This window comes from bacterium (assembly GCA_017744355.1).
Lineage (GTDB): Bacteria > Cyanobacteriota > Sericytochromatia > S15B-MN24 > UBA4093 > JAGIBK01.
Map to the genome: position 1 here is coordinate 82,003 of JAGIBK010000008.1, position 23,674 is coordinate 105,676.

At 66.0% G+C, this 23,674-nt stretch carries 16 protein-coding genes; 9 read left to right on the plus strand and 7 right to left on the minus strand.

Features of this window, described 5'->3' with window-relative positions:
• The first annotated feature begins 1 nt into the window (after position 1).
• The 7 genes from J7643_17735 (at position 2) to J7643_17765 (ending at position 7,303) form a co-directional block, all read left to right on the plus strand.
• On the plus strand, positions 2–580 hold the full coding sequence (locus J7643_17735) for a PilZ domain-containing protein (protein ID MBO9542434.1): 579 nt from the start codon (positions 2–4) through the stop codon (positions 578–580).
• A gap of 153 nt (positions 581–733) precedes the next feature.
• Positions 734–1,792, plus strand: a complete 1,059-nt coding sequence (locus J7643_17740; protein ID MBO9542435.1) for a BON domain-containing protein — start codon at positions 734–736, stop codon at positions 1,790–1,792.
• 168 nt (positions 1,793–1,960) lie between these two features.
• Positions 1,961–2,956: a hypothetical protein gene (locus tag J7643_17745; protein MBO9542436.1), complete on the plus strand. Its 996-nt coding sequence runs from the start codon at positions 1,961–1,963 to the stop codon at positions 2,954–2,956.
• The gene (locus J7643_17750; protein MBO9542437.1) at positions 2,941–4,572 is read left to right on the plus strand and encodes a PAS domain-containing sensor histidine kinase; all 1,632 of its coding nucleotides are present in this window, start codon (positions 2,941–2,943) and stop codon (positions 4,570–4,572) included. The genes J7643_17745 and J7643_17750 overlap by 16 nt, the downstream gene beginning before the upstream one ends.
• On the plus strand, positions 4,560–4,829 hold the full coding sequence (locus tag J7643_17755; GenBank protein ID MBO9542438.1) for a hypothetical protein: 270 nt from the start codon (positions 4,560–4,562) through the stop codon (positions 4,827–4,829). The genes J7643_17750 and J7643_17755 overlap by 13 nt, the downstream gene beginning before the upstream one ends.
• Before the next feature lie 34 nt (positions 4,830–4,863).
• Complete coding sequence (locus J7643_17760; GenBank protein MBO9542439.1) at positions 4,864–6,084, plus strand: NupC/NupG family nucleoside CNT transporter; 1,221 nt, start codon at positions 4,864–4,866, stop codon at positions 6,082–6,084.
• A 10-nt stretch (positions 6,085–6,094) separates the two neighbouring features.
• Positions 6,095–7,303, plus strand: a complete 1,209-nt coding sequence (locus J7643_17765) for a NupC/NupG family nucleoside CNT transporter (protein ID MBO9542440.1) — start codon at positions 6,095–6,097, stop codon at positions 7,301–7,303.
• Positions 7,304–7,354: 51 nt separating this feature from the next.
• Here J7643_17765 and J7643_17770 read toward each other — a convergent pair whose 3' ends face one another.
• The 7 genes from J7643_17770 to J7643_17800 form a co-directional block, all read right to left on the minus strand.
• Positions 7,355–7,723, minus strand: a complete 369-nt coding sequence (locus J7643_17770; GenBank protein ID MBO9542441.1) for a flagellar protein FliT — start codon at positions 7,721–7,723, stop codon at positions 7,355–7,357.
• 4 nt (positions 7,724–7,727) lie between these two features.
• Complete coding sequence (gene fliS / locus J7643_17775; GenBank protein MBO9542442.1) at positions 7,728–8,129, minus strand: flagellar export chaperone FliS; 402 nt, start codon at positions 8,127–8,129, stop codon at positions 7,728–7,730.
• 29 nt (positions 8,130–8,158) lie between these two features.
• Positions 8,159–9,994, minus strand: coding sequence for a flagellar filament capping protein FliD (gene fliD, locus J7643_17780; GenBank protein ID MBO9542443.1), 1,836 nt, complete (start codon positions 9,992–9,994; stop codon positions 8,159–8,161).
• Between the two features lie 13 nt (positions 9,995–10,007).
• Positions 10,008–10,391: a flagellar protein FlaG gene (locus tag J7643_17785; GenBank protein MBO9542444.1), complete on the minus strand. Its 384-nt coding sequence runs from the start codon at positions 10,389–10,391 to the stop codon at positions 10,008–10,010.
• A gap of 146 nt (positions 10,392–10,537) precedes the next feature.
• On the minus strand, positions 10,538–11,365 hold the full coding sequence (locus J7643_17790; GenBank protein ID MBO9542445.1) for a flagellin: 828 nt from the start codon (positions 11,363–11,365) through the stop codon (positions 10,538–10,540).
• A gap of 148 nt (positions 11,366–11,513) precedes the next feature.
• On the minus strand, positions 11,514–13,859 hold the full coding sequence (locus tag J7643_17795) for a tetratricopeptide repeat protein (protein ID MBO9542446.1): 2,346 nt from the start codon (positions 13,857–13,859) through the stop codon (positions 11,514–11,516).
• Between the two features lie 177 nt (positions 13,860–14,036).
• Positions 14,037–19,934, minus strand: coding sequence for an FkbM family methyltransferase (locus J7643_17800; GenBank protein MBO9542447.1), 5,898 nt, complete (start codon positions 19,932–19,934; stop codon positions 14,037–14,039).
• A 228-nt stretch (positions 19,935–20,162) separates the two neighbouring features.
• Between J7643_17800 and J7643_17805 the strand changes: the two genes are divergently transcribed.
• Positions 20,163–21,425 carry a glycosyltransferase gene (locus tag J7643_17805; protein ID MBO9542448.1) on the plus strand — a complete coding sequence of 421 codons (1,263 nt, stop codon included), beginning with the start codon at positions 20,163–20,165 and terminating at the stop codon, positions 21,423–21,425.
• 121 nt (positions 21,426–21,546) lie between these two features.
• Entirely contained in the window at positions 21,547–23,673 is a 2,127-nt protein-coding gene (locus J7643_17810) for a S8 family serine peptidase (GenBank protein MBO9542449.1), read from the plus strand.
• Position 23,674 lies beyond the last annotated feature (1 nt).

Consider the following 23,674-nt stretch of genomic DNA (forward strand, 5'->3'; position numbering starts at 1 on the left):
CATGCCCGCCGTCGGATCCCTCGCGGTCGTGACCCTCGACGGTCAGGATGTGGTGGGCGAGGTCGTCGCCTGCGACCAGACCCACGCGACGGTGGCCGTCCGCATTCCCCACGACGTGGCGGAGGTCTTCCCCGCCGAGGGCACGGTGACCTGGGACGACGGCCGGATGCAGCCCTGGCGCCGCGCCCAGGCGAGTGCCACGACCGTCGTCGAGCTGCGGCTACCCCTTGCGGCGCTCGGCGCCCAGGAGCCCCGGGCCGAGATCAACCTCAAGCGCCGGGTGGCGGTGGACGTGCGGAGCCGTACCGGCGGCCACCTGCTCGCCTCCGGCCACACCCAGACCCTCTCGCGGGCAGGGGGCAAGCTCTCGCTCAAGCGGGCGCTCCAATCCGATGAGCGCTATCGCCTCTCCCTCTACCTGCCCGAAGGGCTGCTCAAGCTCGATGCGGTCATCATCCGCTCGGATGCCGACAAGACCCTCGTCGCCTTCCGGGACGTGAGCCCCGAGGCCGAGGCGCAGCTCGATCGCTTCTTGCGCGAGGGCCTCGTCGCCCTGCGCCGCCTGCGCCAGACTCCGTAAGCGCTCCCCGACCAGCCGCCTTGCTCGATGGGGGCTCCCCGGGCCCCGGACCGGTGCCGAGGGGGGCGAACCTTCGACGGGGTGTCGGTCCCCGCGATGCCTTGTGCTATCCTCCCGCCCAGCAAGACCCGACACGAGCGAAGGGGGAGCGCGATGAAAGGCAAGGAAGACGTCGCCAACGCCCTGCGGGAGGCGTTTGCCAAGGACCCGTTGATCAAGGCCGAGCGGATCCGCATCACCATGCTGGCGCCCGATTCCCTGGCCCTCCAGGGCGAGGTCTCGACCCTGGCCGAGAAGGACGAGGCCGCTTTTATCGCGCGCCAGATCGCACCCCAGTGCGAGATCGACAACGGCCTGGTCGTCTCGGTCAATCGGCTCATGGACGACGCGACCCTCGCGCGCCGGGCCGAGGAGGCCCTGGTCGCCGCCAATCTGCCACGCACCGTGGGCGTGCAGGTGCAGGGGGGGCTCGCGATGCTCAGGGGCAGCGTGGAGAGCAGAGATCTGGTGCGCAAGGCGCGGCTCGCCGTCGGGCACGTGCCCGGCATCAAGGACGTGCGCGAAGAGCATCTGAGCGTCGCGAGCCAGCAGACTTTCGAGCCCCTCGGCGCCGCGCGCACGGGGCGCTCGGATCTCACGGCACCCGGCGAGGATTTGTCCCTGGTCGATGCCATTTCTGGCCCGGACGTGGTCAACCGGATCGAGGAGCTCTTGGCCAACCGCATGGACCCGGCGCGCGCCGACGAGATCCGCGTGAGCGCCGATCAGGGGATCGTGCGGCTGACGGGCTTCGTGAAGACGGCCGAGGAGCTCGCCCAGGCCGAGAAGCTCGCGCGGTCGGTCTCGGGCGTGCGCGGGGTGCGCAACCTCCTGGTCTCTTTGGACGGCTCGTCGGGGTGCGACGAGGCGCTCGCCTCCGAGATCCGGCTGGGGCTCACCCCGCAGCGCGACCATGCGAGTCCCGTGGACATCAAGGTCTTCGTGGTCCAGGACACCGTCTACCTCCAGGGGGTGGTGGACTTTCCCGAGCAGATCGCCCAGGCGATCGCGATCGCGAAGCGAACCCCCGGCATCGCGCACGTCTACCCCTCGCTTCAGGTGAGCGAGCGTCACTTCCGATCCGGCGCGGGGCCGGGCCATGCGGCGGAGGACGCCCGTCGGCAGCTGATCGAGCAGGGCCTCGACTGGGACCCGAGCCGACCGGAGAGTTAAGGCCTGATAGGGCATCGTCCGGCAGGGTACAAGGCGCATGCGGCGCGATGGGAACCTGCCGGCACGATGAAGGGGCGATCGCCTCTCATCGTTTTCGCACCGCGGCTTTTGGCGTATAATACCCGCGTATGCAGCCGAGCGACGGTCGAAAGGGTGGGCGCGGCGGTCATGTTCGAGAACTTCTCGGCCAAGGCGATCGAGGCGCTCCAGCTGGCCCGCGAGGAGGCCCGTCGCCTCGAATTCGCCCAGGTGGACACCGACCACCTGCTCTTGGGCCTCTTGGCCGAGGGCAACGGCGTGGCGGCCCGAGCCCTGAAGCTCGAAGGGCTGGACCTGCGCAAGGCGCGGGTTGCCGCCGAGCAGCTCGGGGGGCGCGGCTACATGCGCTCCCAGCAGCTTTTCTTCTCGCCCGATTGCCAGGCGGTCTTCTTCGACGCCGCGGCCCTGGCCGCCCAGGTCGAGCCGGTCCTGGTCGATACCCAGGACCTGCTCTTCGCCCTTCTCAAGCATCCTCGGTGTCGGGCGATCGCCCTCTTGCGCCACCTGAACGCCGACCTGGAGGCCCTGTACCGCCAGGTGCGCTCGGTCCGTGCCCAGGACCTGGAATCGCCCACCCCCTTGCCCGACCCCGAGCGGGTGGTGCGGCCCAAGCACTTCAGCCCCCGCCTCTTGACCGAGAGCGCCCGCAAGGCCTATGACCAGGCCTTCGCCATGGCGCGGGCCTTCGGCCATACCCTGGTGGGGACCGAGCAGCTCCTGGTGGCCCTCGTGATCGCGGACGAGGGGCTCGCCGCGCAGGTGCTCGAGGCCAACGGCCTGAATCGGCTCGACGCCGAGGCCGTCCTCCACCGGGTCATGGGGCGAGGCTCGGGCACGGTCGAGTCCAAGCACGTGCTCAGCCGCCGGGCCCAGGAGGCTCTCGACGCCGCCTGGCGCGAGGCCTGCGCGCGCGGCCACGGCGCGATCGGTACCGGCCACGTCCTGCTCGGCCTGCTGGGGCTGGATGCCGGCGGGGCCCTCACCCTCATGGATCAGCTCAGGCTCAACCTCGGTGCGGTCCAGCTCGATACCGAGCAGGCCTTCGACGACTCCCCTCGCGACCCCGAGCCCCGCTGGGCCGGGGACGCCGTGTCCACGACCGGTGACGAATGCCTACTTCCATGAACGTGCTGGCGGCCTTCCTCGGCTTCGAGCCGCAAGCCCCTGACGCCGTCGCGGAGTTCGCCGCGCGTGCGCAGCGCTTGCTGGGGGCCGAGAGCGCGACCTTCTGGCGCATGGCGGGCACCACCCTCCACCTGGAGGAGGCCTGGGGAGTCTCGGCGGCCGAGGCGATGGCGGCGCTGATGGGCCTCGGCCAGCGTGACGACGCGCCGCAGGCCTTCCCTGATGCGGGCGGGGCCCTGCTCTACCTTCCCCTCATCGCTCAGCGCCAGTGCCTGGGGGCCTTCCTGTTCAGGGTCGCCGCCATGCCCGAGGGGGCGTGGCATCTCCCCCTGGCCCTGCCGGCCGCTGCCCTCGCCCTGGCCTTCTCCCACGAGCGGCTCGCTTTTCGCGAGGCGGCGCTCGGTGCGCGCTTCGAGCGCATGATCGACGCCCTCCACCTGCCGATGATCTTCCTGGACGCGGCCCTGCGGCCGGTCTCCTTCAACAAGGCCTACCGCGATCTGCACGATCTGGCCGAGAACGAGACCTTCGATAGCCTGGGGGCCATGTGGGCGCGGATCAGCCATCGCTACCTCGATCCGACCGTCGTGCAGCGCCTCTTCGGGGCCTGGCCTCACGCGCCCCTCTCCCCGCCGAGCGTCGAGGTCGAGTTCCGCGAGCCGCGCGAGGGGTATTATCGCCTGGTCCTGACCCCGTTCGTCGACGGCCAGGGGGTCTTCTCCGGCGCGGTCGCGAGCTTCTACGACGTCACCCAGGAGCGCCGCCTGATGCGCCTGCAGGCCGACTTCATCGAGAGCCTGGAGGAGCGGGTCAACGAGCGCACCCACGAGCTGCTCCGCGCCAACCAGGCTCTCACCCTCGCCAACCAGCAGCTGCGCGAGCTGGACCGCATGAAGAGCGACTTCATCTCCACGGTGAGCCACGAGCTGCGGACCCCGCTCAACTTGATCGTGGGCTTCGCCTCGCTTTTGGACGAAGGGGTGAGCGGCGATCTGAACCCCGACCACCGCGAGTGGGTGCGAGGGGTGATCATGGGCTCCATGCGCCTCAAGGGCCTGATCGACAACATCCTCGACCTCTCGCACCTGGCGGCGGGACGCTTCGAGCTCCACTGCGCCTGGGTCGAACCGCGGGCCATGCTGTTGCAGGCCGTCGAGGAGCTGCAGGTCCACCCGGACGCGCAGGGCAAGCGGATCACCCTCGAGCTGCCTCCCGAGCTGCCCACCCTCTGGGCCTCGCCCGAGACCCTCTACCAGCAGGTTCTGATGAACCTCGCGGTCAACGCGCTCAAGTTCACCGAGCCGGGCGGCGAGATCCGCTTTACCGCCTGGGTCGAGGATGGCAAGTTTGCGCTGGAGGTCACCGATACAGGGATTGGGATTCCGCAAGAGGCGTTCGGCAAGATCTTCGACCGCTTCGTCCAAGTCGACTCCAGCTCGACGCGCCGGCACGGCGGCTCGGGCTTGGGACTTGCGATCGCCCGGGAGATCGTCGAACTGCACGGCGGCACCATCGAGGTGAAGTCCGAGCTCGGCGTCGGCTCCAGGTTCTGCGTTCGCCTGCCGCTTTCGGCCCCCACGCCCGATCCGAAGGAAGAGGATCCATGCACCAGCTAGGCCTGAGCGCCGCCGACGTGGCGGCCCTGCTGCACCGCGAGGTCCAGGGCGCGACGGAGCGCCTTGAAACCTTCGACGCGGCGAACCGGCATGCGGGCCTTGCCCCCGAGGCGGCCCGCGAGCTCGCCTTGATCCAGTACCTGCACGAGTTCTCCACGACCCTACTTGAGGCGAACAACCGTAAGATCGCCGTCGACCTCGTCCGGCTGGGGGTGCTGACCGGCACCATCACCCGCGACGGGGAGGCGGCCTTCTGATTCTTACACTACGAAGGAGTAGTTTCCCCCGCCCATGAACAAACTGATCAGTTTCGTCGGGATTGCCGCGATCCTCGGGATTGCCTACCTGCTCTCCACCAACCGCAAGGCCATCAGCCTGAGGGTCGTGGGCTGGGGCCTCGGGATGCAGGCGGCGCTCGCCGTCTTCGTCCTCAAGACGCCCATCGGCCGCATGATCTTCGAGAAGCTGGGGGCGGGCGTCACCAAGCTCCTCGACTTCTCCAAGGTCGGCGCCGGCTTCATCTTCGGCGATCTGGTCAACAAGATGGACACCTTCGGCTTCATCTTCGCCTTCCAGGTCCTGCCCGCCATCGTCTTCGTGGGCAGCCTGATGGGGGTCGCCTACTACCTGGGCATCATGCAGTTCATCGTGAGCATGGTCGCCAAGCTGATGGTCAAGACCATGGGCACCTCGGGGGCCGAGAGCCTCTCGGCGGTGGGTACCGTGTTCGTCGGCCAGTCCGAGGCGCCCCTGCTCATCAAGCCCTACGTCCCCGAGATGACCAAGTCCGAGCTGATGGCGGTCATGACCGGCGGCATGGCGACCATCGCGGGCTCGGTCATGGCGGGCTACCTCGGCATGCTCGGCAGCGAGTGGGCCCCTCACCTCCTGGCCGCCTCGATCATGGGCGCGCCCGCGGGCCTGGTCATGGCCAAGATCATCGTCCCCGAGACCGAGGAGCCCAAGACCAAGGGCGGCGCCAAGCTCGAGATCGAGAAGACCGAGTCCTCGATCATCGAGGCGGCGGCCAAGGGCGCCGGTGACGGCATGCACCTGGCCTTCATCGTGGGTGCCATGCTCCTCGCCTTCATCTCCTTGATCGCCATGATCAACGCGGGCCTGGGGCTCTTCCACACCTCCATGGAGACGGTGCTCGGCTACCTCTTCATGCCCCTGGCCTTCCTGATGGGCGTGCCCTGGCACGAGGCCTCCACGGTGGGCAGCCTCATCGGCCAGAAGATCGTCCTCAACGAGTTCGTCGCCTACTCCAGCCTCTCGTCGATCATCAAGGGCCAGACGGCCGGCGTGGCCCTCAGCCCCCATGCGACCCTGATCGCGACCTTCGCCCTGTGCGGCTTCGCCAACTTCAGCTCCATCGCCATCAACATCGGCTGCCTGGGCGGTATCGCCCCCAGCCGCCGCGGCGAGCTCGCCCAGCTGGGCCTGCGGGCCATGGTCGGCGGCGCGCTGGCCTCCTGCCTCACCGCGACCGTCGCGGGCCTCTTGAGCTAAGGGGGGCGCGATGCAGAATCTGATCAGCCTCGCCGGCATCGTCGCGATCCTTGCGATCGCGGCCCTCTTCTCGACCAACCGCAAGGCGATCCGCTGGCGGGTCGTCCTCTGGGGGCTTGGCTTCCAGCTCGCTCTTGCCCTCTTCATCCTCAAGACCCAGCCGGGCAAGGTCCTCTTCCATGTTCTGGGCGACGGGGTCTCGCGCCTGCTCGACTTCTCCAAGGTCGGCTCCAGCTTCCTCTTCGGGGGGCTGGTGACCAAGGTGCCCTCGTTCGGCTTCATCTTCGCCTTCCAGGTCCTGCCGACCATCGTCTTCATGGCGTCCCTGATCTCGGTGTTCTACTATCTGGGCATCGTGCAGCGGGTCGTCAGCTTCCTGGCGATGCTCATGACCAAGACGATGGGCATCTCGGGCGCCGAGAGCCTCTCGAGCGCGGCCTGCGTCTTCGTCGGTCAGGTGGAGGGGCCGCTGCTGGTCCGCCCCTACATCCCCGACATGACCAAGTCCGAGCTGATGGCCCTGATGACGGGCGGCATGGCGACCTTGGCGGGCGGCGTGCTCGCGGCTTACCTCGGCATGCTCGGCAAGGACTGGGCCCCGGCCCTGCTCGCCGCCTCCTTCATGGGGGCGCCCGCGGGCATCGTGATGGCCAAGATCATCGTCCCCGAGACCGAGGAGCCCAAGACCATGGGCGGGGCCAAGATCGAGATCGAGCGCACCGAGTCCTCGGTCATCGAGGCGGCGGCCAAGGGGGCGGGCGACGGCATGCACCTGGCGTTCAACGTGGGCGCCATGCTGCTGGCCTTCATCTCGCTGGTGGCCATGCTCAACGCAGGGCTCGGCCTCTTCCACACCTCCATGGAGCAGATCCTGGGGTGGGTCTTTTCGCCTCTGGCCTTCCTGATCGGCGTGCCCTGGAACGAGGCCTCGATCGTCGGCAACCTGATTGGCCAGAAGCTCGTGCTCAACGAGTTCGTCGCCTACTCGCAGCTCTCGGGCATGATCCAGGACCACAAGCTCAGCGAGCGCGCGATCATGCTCGCGACCTTTGCCCTGTGCGGCTTCGCCAACTTCAGCTCGATCGCGCAGAACGTCGGCGGCATCGGGGCCATGGCCCCCAGCCGCCGCGGGGATCTCGCGAAGCTCGGCCTGCGGGCCATGCTCGCGGGTGCTCTGGCGTCGTGCATGAGCGCGGCGATGGCGGGGTTGTTGAGCTAACCCCACTGCCTCAAGACCGAGGGCCCCGGCGATTCGCCGGGGCCCTCTTGCTTACTGGTCGTGGTCGAAGAACTGAGGGGTCTCTGGTGCGCCGAAGGCGTCACGGTAGCCACTGACCGCGTTTGCGGATCGATCGATGTCGTTGAGCTCCCGCATCAGGGTGTGCCGCTTGCGCTGGAAGACCGCCTGGTTTTGCAGATCCAGCGCCTGGATCTCGGCAAGCTTGGTCCTTAGCTCCGAGCGATTGGCCGGAAGCGTCGGTCCCTCCAGCAGGCGCTCTGCCTCGGTGATGCAGGCCTCGCGGTCATCGAGCAACTGCACGAACGTGTCCCACTCGTCCTGGGCGATGGCGTCGGCCTGGAGCCGGGTCAGCTCCATTGCCTCGTCATAGAGGCGGACGAGCTCGGCTTCTCGCTCCATGGGGCTAGGCGATGGCCTGCGAGGTCTTGAGGGCGCCCACGTTCTTGGCGGCCTGCATCCAGGCCTCGCGCAGCTCCTTGAAGATCTCGATGACCCCTTCAAGGCGCCGAGCATTCTTGGAAATGTTCGCCTCGACGGTCTCGCGGGTCATGAAGTCGTAGAGATCGAACAGGTTCTGGGCGATCTCGCCGCCCACCTTCATGTCGAGGGTGATCATGAGCTCGTTGAGGATGCTCTGGACCTTGATGCAGTGGGTGCTGGCCGTGTGGTAGTCCTTGTCCTCGATGGCCTTCTTCGCCACGTTCGCGAAGCGAATGGCCCCATCGTAGAGCATCAGGAGGAGGCGCTCAGGCGAAGCCGTCTCGACTTGGGTCTGCTGGTACTGGGCATAGGGGTTATTGGCCAGCATCTGATTCGTCACGATGGATCCTCCTGTTAGCCTTGGCCGAGGGATGAAATCTGGGAGAGGAAGGCGCTCTGCTGTGTCTTGAGGCGTGAAACCGCTTTTTCCATCGCGGTGAACTGCTGCACCATCGCTTGACGCGTCGAGGCGAGGCGCTTGGTGACACCGGCGATCTGGTCGTCGTAGCCGCGCAGCTGGCGCTGGACCGAGCGATCGCGGTTCTTGAAGACCCCGTCGGTGCTGCCGACGTTGGTGAGGTAGGTCTTGATCTGGGCGGCGATGCCGCGATCGATCTTCTTCTTCGAGTCCGAAGGGTCGGTTTCGGTGAGCTGGAAGATCTGGGCGACCCGCTCCGGGTTCTCGTCCATGGCCTTCTTGAACTTGGTCTCGTCCAGCGACAGGTGGATGCGGTCGTCCTTGGAGGTGGCGATGCCGATGTCCACCAGGCTCTTGGGCGAGTCCGAGAGGCCCGTCACGCTCCGGGCGAGCATGGTGCGGATCCGGTCGGTGATCTGGCGCAGGTCGCTGTCGAAGGCGTTGGGCTGGCCCTTGGCGGTGGTGGAGGCAATGCTGTCCACCAGCTGGTTGTACTGGTCGACGAAGGCTTTGACCTTGCCCAGGGTCGCGTCGGGGTCGGCGGCGACGGTGATGGTGATGTTGCTGTCGGCCGGCGCCTGGGCCTTGAGGGCGGTGAAGATCACGCCGGGGATCGCGGACTTGAACTCGTTGGTCGACGAGCTGATGTAGGCGGAGTCCGGATCGGTGCCGTCGCCCTTGAAGCCGTTGACGCCGATGATGCCGATCATGGCGTTCTTGCCTGCCGAGACCGAGCCGTTCGTGAGGCCGAGGGAGGCCATGAGGGTGCCGGTGCCGTCCTCGACCGAGATGGCGCTCGAGCCCGTGGTGCGGGCAGTCAGGGTGATCTTGTCCTCCAGGGCGTTGTAGTTGGCGGTCACGCCGGCTTTGGAGGCGTTGATCTTGGAAATGACGTCGTTGAGCGACTCGGTGGCGGCGTTGTAGCTGAGTTCGACCCCGTTGATCTTGAAGGTGCCGGAGGCGGCGGGGGCGGTCGCGAGGTTCGCGCTCTGGATCGGGCCGCCCATCTGGGTCACGCCCACCCCGTTGGCCGACATGACGTCGCGACCGACAGCCCCTTCGCTCAGGGTCTGGGTGCGCAGGCTCAGCGCCGACAGGAAGTTCGAGGTGTCGCTGCCCGCGCCCATGATGACGCTCTTGGCGTTGGGGGCGCTGACGACGATCTTGTTGGCCGAGCCAGCCGGGCTGACGCCGTCCCCGATGGCGAAGGTGACGTCCGAGGTCGCGTCCGCCCCGTTGGTCGCCGCTCCGATCCGGGCGAAGACGTCGTCGAGGGTGTCCGCGTTGGCGTCGACGGTGATGGTCGCCGTGCGGGTGGTGTCGGCACCGTCCTTCCACTGGACGGTGAAGGTGCCGCTGGTGATGGGGGCGGTGCCCTTCACGTCCTTGAGCAGGGTGGCGCCGTCGGCGGGGGTGAGGCCCTTGCCCACCCCGCCCGAGGAGCTGAGGGTCGTGGCGGTGGCGAGCTGCTTGACGCGGATCTGGTAGGAGCTCGCGGCGGCGCCCGCGCCGGCCTTGGCCGTCACGACGTTGGTGTCGCTCGAGGTGGTCTTCCTGGCCTTGAGGTTGAGATCGAGCGTCAGCTCGGAGGCGGCCCCCTTCAGCGCCAGGATGCGGGTGTTGACCGTCTGGAACATCTGGTTCTTGGTGTTGAGCGCCGACTTCTTCTGCTGGAGCAGGTTGAGCGGCTGTTGCTCGATCGCCATCAGCTGTTCGATGAGGGCCTTGGTATCAAGGCCGGAGACCAGGCCTCCGAGGGACATTCCACCCATGACTCATTCTCCTTTAGCGGTTCTCGTCCACCAGCAGCCCCGAGAGCTGCTTCTGGAACATGGCCACCAGGTCCAGGAACTTCTCGGAGGGGATCTCGCGGAGCACCTCGCCGGTATCCTGGTTCACCACCGTGATGATGGTGCGGTTGGTGTCCTCGTGGACCTTGAAGCGCAGCGACTCGTTGACGGTCGCCATCAGCTGCTCGACCTGGCCGACGGCCTGGGCCAACATATGCTTGCCGACGGGGCGAGCGTCGTCGCCCTGCTCGGCGCTCTGCTGCGCGGCGAGTGGGAGGTTCCCCGCTTGCGCGCGATCGCGTTGGGCCTGCTGGTCGACGGGGGTGTTGCCGAGGTGAGAGACCGCGTTGGCGGCGACGATGGCTCCTTCGATACGCATAGGGATCCTCTCCTGAACTCGTGGGGGGCGACGTGACGCAAGGCCCCCGTCATGGTATCGGTCTGGCTGACACGATCCTTAAGGGGTTGCGGGCCCAAATTGAAGAAAAGAGCCGGCCCGAAGGCCGGCTCTTTCTGGGGACTGGCTTACCGGAGCAGGCCGAGCACGCCCTGCGACGACTGGTTGGCCTGCGAGAGCATCGCGGTCGAGGACTGGCTGAGGATCTGAGCCTTCGACATGTTGACGACTTCGCGAGCCATGTCCAGGTCCTTGATACGGCTGTTGGCCGCGTTCAGGTTCTCGGACTGGACGCCCAGGTTGGTGATGGTGTGCTGGAGGCGGTTGATCAGCGCGCCGAGCTTGGAGCGCGAGTTGCTGACGTCACGGATGGCCGCGTCGAGCGAGGCGATCGAGGTCGAGGCAGCAGCGGCGTCGGAGACGTCGACGCTGGAGACATCGAGGCTGCCCGCGGTAGCGGCGCCGATGGTGAAGCTGAGGGTCTGACCCGCGTTGGCGCCGACCTGGAAGGTCAGGCCGCTGGTGGCCACCGACTTGCCGTCGAGCAGCTTCTTGGTGTTGAACTCGGTGTTGTTGGCGATGCGGTTGATCTCGGACGAGAGCTGGTCGAGCTCGTCCTTGATGTTCGCGCGGTCGCTGGCGGTCAGGGTGTCGTTGGCGCCCTGGACGGCGAGCTCACGCATACGCTGGAGGATCGCCTGGGTCTCGTTGAGGGCGCCTTCCGCCGTCTGGATCAGCGAGATGCCGTCCTGAGCGTTCTTCTGGGCCTGGTCGAGACCGTTGGTCTGCGCCATCATCTTCTGGCTGATGGCGAGGCCGGCGGCGTCGTCCGCAGCACCGTTGATGCGAAGACCCGACGACAGACGCTCGAGGCTCTTGTTGAGCATGTTGTCGTTGGCGCCCAGCACGCGGTGAGCGTTCAGCGCAGCGATGTTGGTGTTGATACGAAGGGCCATGAGTTACCTCCTTGTGGTGATCGAGGAACCATCCGTGGTCCTCTGCTACTGCCGATCAGTATACCCGGCAAACCGGGGTTCTATCGAGTGATCCGCGCGACCGGGACGTGAAGTTTTTGATCGCGTCGGATCCGAGGCGCCCCCTCTCCTAGGAGGCGCCAAGCGTGGCGAGTCGGCGGGTGAGCACCCCCGACGCAATGAGTTCGTCGGCGCGGGCGAACATGACTTCGGCGTCCTCGTGGTTGCCTTGCGCAAGACACGCCTCGCCGAGCGCCCGGTAGACGTCGGGGTCTTCGGGGGTTCGCCGCTGCGCCCGCAGCAGGGCTCCCACTGCCAGATCCGCCAGGCCCCGCTTCATGAAGACCTGGGCGAGGCCCGCCTCGAAACCGGGCACCTGCTCGCCGATCTCGTCGATCCGATCCAGCAAGGCTTGAATCAGCGCGAGTTGTTCGCTTGCGATGGCCAGGTCGGTGACGACCCCCCAGGCGCGCACCGTTTCTTCCGCGACGGGAAGATCCGCGGGAATGGGCGCGCCGTCGAGAATGGCGAACAGGGCCGGGAAGGCCCGGTTCTCGCCGTCGGCGGGAATGTGGCCCCAGGCGGCCCGAGCCCCCGAGGTGTCCCCGCCGCAGAGGCGTGCGAGGCCAAGGTTGAGCCAACCGGCCTGAGAGTCGGGCGCCTGCTCGAGTTCGGCCTCCAGGAGGGCGATCGCCTCTTGAGGCTGGCCGAGCTTCAAGTGGGCTTCGGCCATCAGGGTGCGCAGCTGGGGCAGATTCGCGTCGAGCTCGAGGGCCTTGGACCAGGCCTGGATGGCCTCGGCGTACTGGCCGCAGCGGTAGCTGACATTGGCGAGGTTGACCCAGGAGCGCAGGTCGTCCGGGTTCTTCTCGAGGGCCGCGACGAATTGCACGATGGCTTCGCCTGCCTCGCCATCCTCCATGTGAAGGATGCCCAGGTTGTTGTGCAGCTCGGCCTCGCTCGCCGAGTGGAAGCTGAGGGCCTCCTTGAGATGGTGCTTGGCCTTGGGGCGATCGCCGAGCTTCGCATAGCAGACGCCCAGCGCGTTGTGGGCCTTGTAGCCCGTTACGTCGCGATCGGTGCCGCCGGCGTGAATGGTATTGCGCAGCGAGATGCAGCGCTCGAAGTGCGGCATGGCCTCTGCGTAGCGCTCTTTCGCAAGGTAGGCCAGCCCCTTGGTGAAGTGCAGATCGGGGAAGGTTTCGTAATGCTCCAGGCCCTCGTCCAGCAGGCGATGGACCTCGTCGTAGCGCTTCTGCTTGCGGTAGAGGTCCGCAAGGCTGAAGTAGAGGGTCGAGTAGTAGGGGATGCCGTGCTCGCTCTTGGTGGCCTTGAGCTTGTCGAGCGCCAGGAGGAAGTTCGCCTCGGCCTCTTCCTCGCGGTCCATCATCTTGTAGGTCTGCCCGAGATTGAAGTAGACGTAGGGGAAGTCGGGCTGGAGCTCGGCCTGGCGTTGCAGCAAGGTCAGGTTGCGTTCGAGCTTGTTTCGGCCCGTCATGACCTCGTTCATGTAGCCCAGGTGGATGATCTTGGCGGGACAAAAGAGCGTGGGAAGCCCCGTTCGCTGGGCCGAGAGGCTTGCCTGCTCGTGGACGATCCCTTCGAAGCGGATATCCGAGCGTCGTGGAAAGAGGCGGAAGATGACCGCCTGGTTGATCGTCAGGTCGTCGTCGGTCCCAAGGCGGTTCTCGATGGCCAGGGCGTAGCCGGCCACATCTTTGCGGCGCAGGGCCGACTTGAGCTGAACGACCGTTTCGGGGTCGAGGCGCTCATCGGCATCCAGCACCAGGACCCAGTCGCCGGTGGCGTGCTCGATCGAAACGTTGCGCGCCGTGGCGAAGTCACCATCCCAGGCGTGCTGATGGATCTTGGCTCCATAGCGCTCGGCGATCGCCACCGTCTGATCGGTCGATCCGGTATCGACCAGCACGATCTCGTCCACGACCCCCCGGACGCTCTGCAGGCAGCCTTCGAGGAAACGTTCCTCGTTCTTGACGATCATGCAGAGGCTGAGGGTGGGCTCGGTCGGCCGGGTCAAAGCGACCAGATATTCCAGGTCGGGCACGACGGCATCCCCCGTTTCGCGCACCATGCGGATCGCCTCGACCAGGCTCTGGCGCGCTGCGGGGTGCGAGGGGTTCAGCTCGAGAACCCGCCGGAAGAAGACCTCGGCGGCGGCGTACCAGTCCAGCTTGAACATGGTGACCCCCAGGGCGTTCAGCGCATCGACCAGGTAAGGATCGATCACCAGCGCCTGGCGCAGGGCCACGACGGCCTTGTCGTACTTCCCCTGCTGCAAGAGCGCTACGCCGAGTTGGGTGAAAAGCGGTGCGTCCTGCTCACCTTGCTCAAGGGCCGCGAGGAAGTGTGTCGCCGCGGTTTCGAAGTCGCCTTGGGTGAAGGCCCGGGCCCCCATCTCGATGAGGTCTTCGCGCTTGGGAGCGATGGCGTTCGCTTTGACAATCTTGAGAGCCACGAGGTTTCCTTTCTCGTTGAGGAACCACTGCTATGATCCTGTTTCGGCCACCGGCTTGGTGACTTTAGAGGATTTTTAAAAACGGCGCCTGCGAAGTTGGCCTGCCATCGTCAATGGCAGGCCAACTTCGCGATGTGCGCGCCGATCGCCGGAGCTACAGGCGATGGGTCAGGGGATTCAGGAAGGAATCCCCCGGCACTGCGCAAGGTTCTCCCTGGCCTCAGCGTGCTCCGGATCCGCTGCCACCGCCTGCTCAAAGTAGGCGATGGCGCGGTCTTGCAGACCGAGCTGGTGTGAGATGACCCCCAGGTTGTTGAGCGGGGTCGCTAGCCGTGGGTTGTGCGCCACCACTTGCTCCAGGATGGTGGTAGCGGCAAGGACGTCCCCTTGCTCGTAGAGAGCTTCTGCCTGGCGGGTGTGGCGCATCAAGTGTGCCGGATCATCCGTGTAGTGACGCCGGACCAAGGTCCCTTGTTCAGCGGCCTGGCGGTAGGTGGCGAGGATGTCGCGGTTCTCCACGGCCTGGCGTTCGCGGTTTCGGTGCTCAACGCTGGTGGGCGACTTGAGGTAGAGCCCCAAAAACTCAGGGAGGTGATAGAAGGCGTTGGTCTGGGAGATGCGCAGCCAGAATTCGTAGTCGCCGGACGTGACGAGGTTGCCGTCGAACTCGCCGTACTCATCGTGCACGTCACGCCGCCACATGGGTTGCGGTCCCATGAAACAGCCGCGCTCGAGCAGGTCGCGGCGGCTCCAATCAAGCCAGCGATAGCTCCCGATGGGCGTGCATCGTTCGAAGGTTTCGTTCTCCTGCTCCGTGATCTGCACGTCGGCGTAGACCAGCGCAACCTCCGGTCGGCGTTCGAACTCGGCCACCATCCGCTCGAAGGCGTCGCGGCGATGGCGGTCGTCGGTGTTCGCGTTGGTCAGGTAGCGACCCGAAGCCGCTCGAACCCCCCGGTTCCAGGCCTCGTAAACCGTCTCGCGGGCGGCGGTGCGGATGTACTTGATGTTGTCGTAGCGCTTCTGGAACTCTTCGACGATGGCGCGCTCATTCTGATCAGAGGCGCTATCGATGACGATGATCTCCAGCCGATCGGCGATGGTCTGGGCTTCCAAGTCCTCGAGACAGCCTCTGATGAACCGCTCGGAGTTACAGGTCGAGACGATGGCCGTGACCAGGTACTCCGTGGGGGCGGCAGGCACCGAGGCCACGGTCGAGGTCACCGGTTCGAGGCTGTCCCGGAAAAGCGGCTCGCTGTTCCAGGGATCGAACGGGAGGAGCTTCTGGCTCGGGAGGTGCGGCCGGAAAAAGCCCTTTCCGTTCGTGTTGAGCATGGCGGCGAAGAAGGAGAACGAGCTGTTGGAGATGGCCGTCCAGTCGCACTGGCTCAGCAGGTGGAAATCCAGGTAGAAGTTCGCTTCGCCTAGATCGACCCCCAGGTCCCGGATGGTGACGGGGCGGTAGGCCGCGAAATCGGCGAGGACCTTCTCAGGCTCGTCGCTCGCGATGAAGAGCACCGGATCCTCGAGGGTTTCCCAGAAGCCCGCGAGCCAGTCCAGATACCACTGGTTGGGAGCGACGAAGAAGTGCTGGTAGCCGTAGTCCCCCCGCCGCAGATGAAGGCCGACCACCGTCTTGCCGAGGGCCCGCAGCCGGTCGATGGCCGGCTGCATGCGCTGAGCGAGCTCGGGCAGCGGCTGGAAGAGCGAGCGGATATAGGCTTGATGCTTGGCGTAGTAGCGCGTGTGGTACTGGAAGTAGCCCCAGACGTCCACGTTCTTGAGAGGGGCCGAGGCGTTGGGGATGAGGGCCTCGGCGAGACGGTTGCTGCGCTCCTTGACCTGCGGCAGCGACCGCGTGAGCTGCGGGTCTGCATGGCCAAAGAGCAACTGTCCGGCCCATGGCGGGGTCTGAACGGCGAGGTCGTGATCCTTGGCGTAGGTCTTCAGGAAGGCGTACTGGAAGAGCTGGTTGGCAAAGCGCCCATTGGTGCCCAAGGTGGACATGGTGATGACTGGGCGCTTGACGTAGAGCGCATCGCCCCAAGTCGGATGGTAGGGCGTGATAGTGGCGACCCGCTGAAAGCCGTGGGTGCCGAGGAAGGCGTCGAGATGCTCGATAAGGGCGCAGCCCTCGTAGAGCTCATCGAAGTTGACCTCGGTGTTGATTGCCTCGATGTGCCGGAGCAGCTCGCTGGCGCCCTGTAAGGCCAGCAGTTCGGCTCCCTGGATGTCCAGGTTGAGCAGGTTGAAGCCTGCCGGGTCCAGCTGCTGCTCCTCGAGCAGGCTATCCAGGGTCTTGGCCTCGACCGTGACGCGATGAGTCTCGTGGATCTCTGGATAGAGCGCTTGATGGTGCTTCAGGGGCAGAATCGAGCTGCTCTGATCCATGGAGGTAACGTGCAGCTGGACTTGGCCGTTCTCGTTGCTGGCCGCGCAGTTGACGGCTTGCATTTGCGGGAAGGGCTTCAGGTTTTCTTGCAGCCGTGCGAAGACGGCGGGATTGGCCTCGATGAAGAGAACCCGCTCGACGCCCATCGCGGCGTACTGCTTGGCCTCCTTCCCCTCGTGGGCCCCTACGTGAAGGACCCCTCGGGGGGTGATGCCGTGTTTGGCGCACTCTTGCGCCAGATCGAGCATCTGCGGCCGTTCGCCGAGCAGGCTGCCGCGCAGGCGCTCATTGACGGCTAGGAAGTTGGCATATTCGTAGTCCTCGTCGGCCGCCGTGATGCTCGGCTGGTGACGCAAGCCCTGTGGCGTCAGTTTGAAGATGGTGTAGCGATGCCGATGCAGCAGTTCGACGACTTGTACCAGGGTAATCCCCGCGTCCCGGTAGGTGCCGCCGTACTCGAACTGCAGGTAGTCGATGCGGCCCTGGGCGAGCAGATCCTGGGCGCCCGAGAGCACGTCGAGCTCGCCGCCCTCGGTGTCGACCTTGAGGAAATGGATGCGCGGGATGTTCCAGCGCGCGCAGTACTGGTCGAGGGTGGTGGCGAAGACCGGCAGCGGCTTGGGAGGGGCCATGCCCAGCTGTCGCTCCACGCCGTGCCGGCGATGGAAGGTGCTCCATGTCGGGGAGGCTTCGTAGTGGTAGAAGGTGCGAACACCCTCTTCGAGGCCGATCGCGAGGTGCTGAGGAACGAGGCGATCGGCCTTGATGTAATCGGCCAGACGTCGCATCAGCTGCGCGTGGACCTGGGGAAGCGGCTCGAAGGCATGGACGTGCGTATCGGGGTGGGCTGCGAGCACGGCCTCGGTCCAGTGGCCGACGTTCGCTCCCACGTCGAAGACCGTTTGGCCGGGCGTGATGAAGCGCCTGATGACATCGGCCTCGCTGTCTTGGACGGAGGCGCGCGCGGGCTGGATAGCCTTACGCCAGGCTTCGGGGGTGAGCTCGGACAAGACGCGAGAGCCGACGCTTTGCGCGCGCTCGGTCTGGACGAGATCGCCGTTAGGGACGATCACGTCCGCTGCGGCGTACAGCCGTGCTACATCCTGCGTGTCCAGGTCATCGGAGATCAGGAGGATGTCAGGGCTCTCGTCGGGCGAGAGGCCTGCGCGATTCAAGGCGGCAAGGATCTTGGCACCCGCCTCCTCTTCGCTCACCCCCTGGCTGGGGTCGAGCCACAGGGCCAGGGTGACGTCATCCGCCTCGCGGAAGGCGCGGGCGTAGGCGTGGATGACCTCTTGCCAGGCGTCGGCGTCCCAGGCGGGATGATGGAAGAAGCAGGCCTTGCGGCGACCGTCGAGCGGCAGCGGGTCCAGGCCCGGGCGGAAGGGGGAGGGGGACTGGGAGAAGCTCCAGTGCCCGGTGCGCGCGTCACGCACCGCCAGAGGGGTCACCCCGAGACGCGAGGCCAAGTCCACCTGCGTGCCATCCTGGACCCAGGGGAAGTGCTCGCGGAGCAACAGGGGGAAGTGCGTCTGGCGCTGCAGCAGGGACCACCGCGCGAGGGCGCCTGCGTAGCCGTAATAGGTCTCCTTGAAGGCCAGCTGCTGTTCGGTGGTGTAGGCGAAGTGCTGGAAGACCAGGCCGTTGCGCTCCGTTTCCGCATGGCGCAGCGGGGCGATCGCCGCGACGTCACGCGAGGCACCATGGGGCCCGGAGCGGCTCAGGACGGGAGGAGAGTGCGAGGCCCACCGATCCCCGGGCAGATAGCGCCAAGTCCGGAGCCACTCGTAGGCAGGGTTCTGGGAGTAGCAATTGCGGGTCGAGACGAGCAGATGCTCGCCCACGAAGAACCAGCACCAGTAGTAGGCGGCGGTCTTGGCCGGATCGTTCAGGAAGAGGGAGCGGGCCTGCGTGAGTTGTTCCGGCGTCCAGAGTTCGTCGGCGTCGATTTGCCAGAGCAGGCACTCTTCCTGGATTTCCTCCAGCGGGGCGTTGACCATCTCGAGCTTGCCGTCCCAGAAGGCCCCATCGGCTTTGCGGTAGACGGTGATCTGATCGGGATAGGCTTCGAGGAGCTCGTCGAGATACTCGGTCGTGCCGTCATGGCTGAGGCCCTGACGATGCAGGCCGTCGGTCACCTTGCCCCCGTATTTCAGCATCCAGGCAGAATCGTGCCGCTGGGCGGCGACGCCCTCCACGACATGCCAGTGCCACTTGAAAGGCAACTGCTTGAAGACGTCGAGGTGGTAGCGGATGAAGGGGTTCCCGTTCAGCACGATGGTGAAGAAGTGAACCGGCAGCTCCTCTGAGGAGCGCTCAAGTTCCCCGGTGACCTCGCGATAGTTGAGAGCGGCCTCTTCATGGTCGGGGGCGAGCTCTGTCGCCCGCTTCAAGTGGGCCGCTGCCTCTTGGGCTTTGCCCAGCTGCCAATACAGCACGCCCAGGTTGTTGTGGGCGTCGGCGCAGGCCGCATCCAGTTCGAGGGCTCGCTTGAAGGCGGCCTCCGCGCCGATCAGATCGCCATTGGTGTAACAGTGCTCGCCGCGAGCGTTGAGCCGGGGAGCCGTCGCCATCGCGAGCCCCTCGCCGATCAAGTGCTCCAGGTGAGCTGCGATGGTGGCGGCTGTCGTCCCCCAGCGGAATTTGGCCGCTTGCGCGAGGCCCGCTTGCTGCAGGCGCTCTCGCGTGTTCGGGTCCAGGGTCTGAGCCATGGCCTCGGCCAACTGGGTGGGGGCGTCCGGGTCGATGTAGAGGCAGGCGTCTCCCCCCACCTCCGGCAAGGAGGAGAGCGCCGTCGTGATGACCGGGCACCCGCAGGCCATGGCCTCGGCGACCGGTAGCCCGAAGCCCTCATAGCGCGAGGGGTAGACCAGGGCCGAGGCTGCCGAGTACGCGATGCGAAGCTCTGCATCGTCCATCGCGCCCAGGAGGCGCAAGCCGCTCTCCCCGGGGAGCAACTGCCCTTCGCCACCGACGGCGACCACCGTTGCCGGCAAGTGTTCGGGCATCCGCGACAAGCCGGCCAGGGCCGCTGCCCCGTTTTTGTAGCCGCCTCGCCGTCCGACCAGCAGGAAGAAGGGGGTGTTCAGGCCGTGCCGTTCCCTGAAGGCCGTGACCTGCGCATCGTCGGCGGGTGTGAAGTGAGGGGCCACCCCGAGGTGGGCCACCTGCACCGAGGTCGCCTCGAGGGCGTAGCGCGCCAGGATGTCGCGCTTGGTCGACTCGGAAACGGAGACAAAAGAGCTCGCGGTCGCAAAGGCGCGGCGCTTCCCTTGCCATTCCGGTTGGTCGAGATTGAGGCCCATCACTTCGGGGATCATGTCGTGGGCGAAAACCAAGGAATGAATGCCCTGTGCCCGCGTGTAGTAGGTGCTGATGAACAGAACAGCCCCTTCCGCCGCACAGATTCTCCCGAGCATCTCGTCGTCCGCGTCCATCGCCGACAGGGAGCCGTTGAGGTAGGGCGGGATCTCCCGCACGGGGAGGCTCGTGATGCCAGGCTCGCTCCCCCGGCGCTTGAGCAGCAAGAAATCGTAGCCGGGTAGCGCTTTGACCAACTCGGGTATCAGGCTGTGCCAGACGCGAGAGATGCCCCCATGGCCGCTTGGCTGGAGTTGGAAGATCACGCCGTCGATGACGATTTTGGGGCGATCCGAGTGGGTGGGGGAGTTGGTATTACGCATGCAGGGCTCTTTCAGCCTGAGAGGCTCGGGAAAGAAGGTGGACATGGCTTAGTTTACCGCTACTCCGCCGCACCGTAACAGTTCGAGCAGGGGTTCCGCCATGGGGGCAGCCTGCGCCTCGGCAAAGGCGCTTAGAGATACCATCGCTGGGTATCTTGAATGAGGTGAGGAATAGGTTTCAGGCGTGATGAGGTGAGGCGGTTGCAAGGGGTTGGCTTGAGCTTGTGCTTGATCGTACGGGATGAGGCGGCGCTTATCGCACGTTGTCTCGAGAGCGTGCGAGGCATCGTCGACGAGATCGTCGTGGTCGACACGGGATCCGAGGATGAGACCGTGGCCATCGCCGAGCGGTTTGGCGCCAACGTGCATCACTTCGCGTGGTGTGACGATTTCGCTGCGGCACGCAACGCGGGTCTCGAGCGGGCGCAAGGCGAGTGGATCCTGGTGCTGGATGCCGATGAGGTGCTCATGCCGGGCTCCGAGCTGGCGCTCAGGAATGCCATGACGCAAGCGCATGGCGGTTTCCTGCTGCCCCTCGAGAACGACCTGGGTGACGGCCGGCTTCACGCGACCCGGCTCTTGCGCCTCTTCCGACGTCACCCCGGCATTCGCTTCAGAGGGCGTGTGCATGAGCAGGTGAGCGATAGCATCATCGCGCGCGGCTTTTCCATTGGCGATTGCGACGCTCGGATCCGGCACGACGGCTACCTGCCCCAGCGCATCGTCGAGCGTGGCAAGCATGAGCGTAACCTTGAGTTGCTGGTCGTGATGCGTCGAGAAAGCCCCTCGGATCCCTATGCCGCCTATCAGCAGGGCAAGACCTTGTTGGCGGCGGGGCGTGCCGCAGACGCTGCTGGGCCTTTGCGCGAGGCGCTCGATTTGCTGTCGGCGGTGCCGGATCCCGAGACCTACGCCTTCTATCCGAAGGTCTTCCTGCACCTGGCCAGCGCCCTCGAGGCCAGCGGGGAGGCGGATGAGGCGCTCGCGGTCGTCCGCAGCGGATTGGAGCGATTGCCGACCGAGCTGACGCTCTGGCTGAGGTTCGGCCTCTACGCGCGTGCGGGGGGGCTGGAGCAGGAGGCCTTCGATGCGTTCGAGCGATGCCTCTCGCTCGAAGGGGATGGGAAGGTGATGGGGCGGGCGGCTACCCTCAGCGGCGACATGCTGTGGGAGGACGGCCAGCGCCATGAGGCGCTGGTGCGCTATCGCTTCGCGGCCCACGCGGCTCCGCCGGATGCTTTCGAGCCCTGGCTGAAGCTTGCGACCCAGGCCCTGCAGATGGGTGAGACCACCGAGGCCAAGGCTGCCTACGAGGTGGTTATTCGTCTTCAGCCTGAGCATCTGCCTTCACACCTAGCGCTTGCGACGCTCTCCTTCGAGCGTGGCGATTTCGAGGCCGCGCGCTTCTCTCTCGAGATCTCCGAACGCCTCGAACCCGGGCGATCGGATGTGCGTTTCTTGCTGGATGCGTGTCACAAGCGCGGGATGTAACGCCCCGTATCGCGTCCTTGAGATTATGTAACCCTCTCTTGTTTCTGGTGAGGCGTAAGCCCTGCTCTCTTGGGGAATAAGGAGGAGCGGCACTGCTTGGCTGCTTGAGAGGGTTTCAAGGATGAAGTTGAACCGTTATGCATGGATGCTCGGAGCATTGCTCGCAACGAGTTGCGCGCTGCGTCCGCCAGGCCTCAACACCTCCTTGCCTGCCAATAACCATGAAGCCGGCGGCTTGGGGCTCGCCGCCGACGGCACGCCCGATTTTGAGCAACAGGGCCTTTCTGAGCGCAACGAGGTCATCGTGCGCTTCAAGCCTGGGTTCGAGGGTAAGGACATCGGCGTCCCCCTGGTGCGCGAGCTGTTGTTGCCACGTACCAAGCTCTTCAAGGTGGACTCGCTCGAGGCTCAGGCCGCTCTTCTGCGCCGGCTGCGTGAGGACCCCGAGGTGGAGTACGCCGAGCCGGACTACACGGTCCACGCGGCAGCCCTGCCCGCGGATCCTAAGCTCGGTGAACTCTGGGGCTTTTCAAAGGTGAACATGGCCGGCGCCTGGGCCAAGACCCTCGGCTCGGCGGCCGTCAAGGTCGCCGTCATCGACACCGGGGTCAACTACAAGCATCCCGACCTCGCGGACAATTGCCTGGTCGATGAGGGCTTCGACTTCCAGAACTACGACTCGGACCCCATGGACGACGAGGGGCACGGCACCCACGTGGCCGGCACCATCGCAGCTATCGCCAACGCGCAGGGCGTGGTGGGGGCTGCTCCCGGCTGCAAGATCATTCCCATCAAGGCGCTGGGTCTCAAGGGCGGGGCCTCCTCGGCGGTCGCGAGCGCCATCGTGCACGCCGTCCAGAAGGGCGCCAAGGTCATCAACCTGAGCCTGGGCTCGACCACGGCGACGCAGACCGAGCGCAACGCCGTCGATTACGCGGTCGGCAAGGGCGTCATCGTGGTGGCCGCTGCGGGCAACAGCAATACGAGCCGCCCCTCCTATCCGGCGGGCTATCCGGGCGTCATCTCGGTCGGGGCTACCGACCGCGACGACAAGCGCGCCTCGTTCTCCAACTATGGCCCCTGGGTGAACCTGGCCGCGCCGGGCACCGAGATCCTCTCGACCGACTACCTCTCGTCGAGCACCAGCGGCAACTACTCGATCAAGCAGGGGACCAGCATGGCGAGCCCCCTGGTGGCCGGGGTGGCGGCCCTGATGCGCAGCCAGCACGCGGGCTGGACCGTGCAGGAGATCCAGCAGGCCCTCGTGACGACGGGCGCTGCCTTGCCGACCCCCTTCTACACGGACAAGAGCGGCGCCTCGAGCATCAAGCGCCTCGACGCGAATGCCGCGCTCGCTCTCATGAGCCCCCCGGCGGATCCGGCGCCCACGATCAAGCTGTTGCAGGCAGTGCCCGGCCTCAGCGGTGCGACTTTGCGCCTGGAGGCCAGCGAGCCCGTCGTCGTCGAGGTGGAGGTCTCGGAGAACGCCGATTTCACCGGTTCCCGGAAGTTCCAGGGGCCGAGCAGCATGGCCAGCTTGCCTGTCGTGACCTTGGACGACCTGAAGGCGGGGACCACCTACTACTATCGGGTGACGGCGACCGATCCCAAGGGCCAGGCGGGTACCGAGACTGGCCTCAGCGTCCCCCGCACCTTCAAGACCCTGCCCATCACCTTCTCGGGTAACAGCGTCACCGGGGTTCCCGTTTCGTCGGACAGCAAGGTCGCGGACGTCTACAAGATGCTCCTGCGCTGGAAGAGCAGCCGCCCGACGACGAGCAAGGTCGAACTCAGCCTCTATCCGAACCTCGCTTCGAGCAGCGTCCTCACGGACTCGGAGCTTGTCAGTGACCATTCGCTGACCCTGGGGAGTTCGACGCCCCTCTACCCGGGCAAGAAGTACTACTACCGCGTGAGCGGGAACGACTCGCTTGGCAACGCCGTGGTGTCGCCCACGGTGGGCAATTTCACGACCTACCCGGTGTCGTACGCGGTCCAGGCCAGTTACACCCGCACCTCGATCAAGCTGGACTGGACCTCGGGGGTCGCGCTGAACACGTGGGCCGCCACCGCCTCCACGGCGGCAGGCCTGACCGAGCCAGAGGACGGCTCTGATCGCAAGACGACCCACACCAAGACCTTTGAGGGCTTGGCTCCCGGCAAGGTTTACTACGTCAAGATCGGCGGCTACGACGCCAATGGCTATCCCATCACCCTGCGCGTCTTCACCGTGCCCACGGCACGCTAGC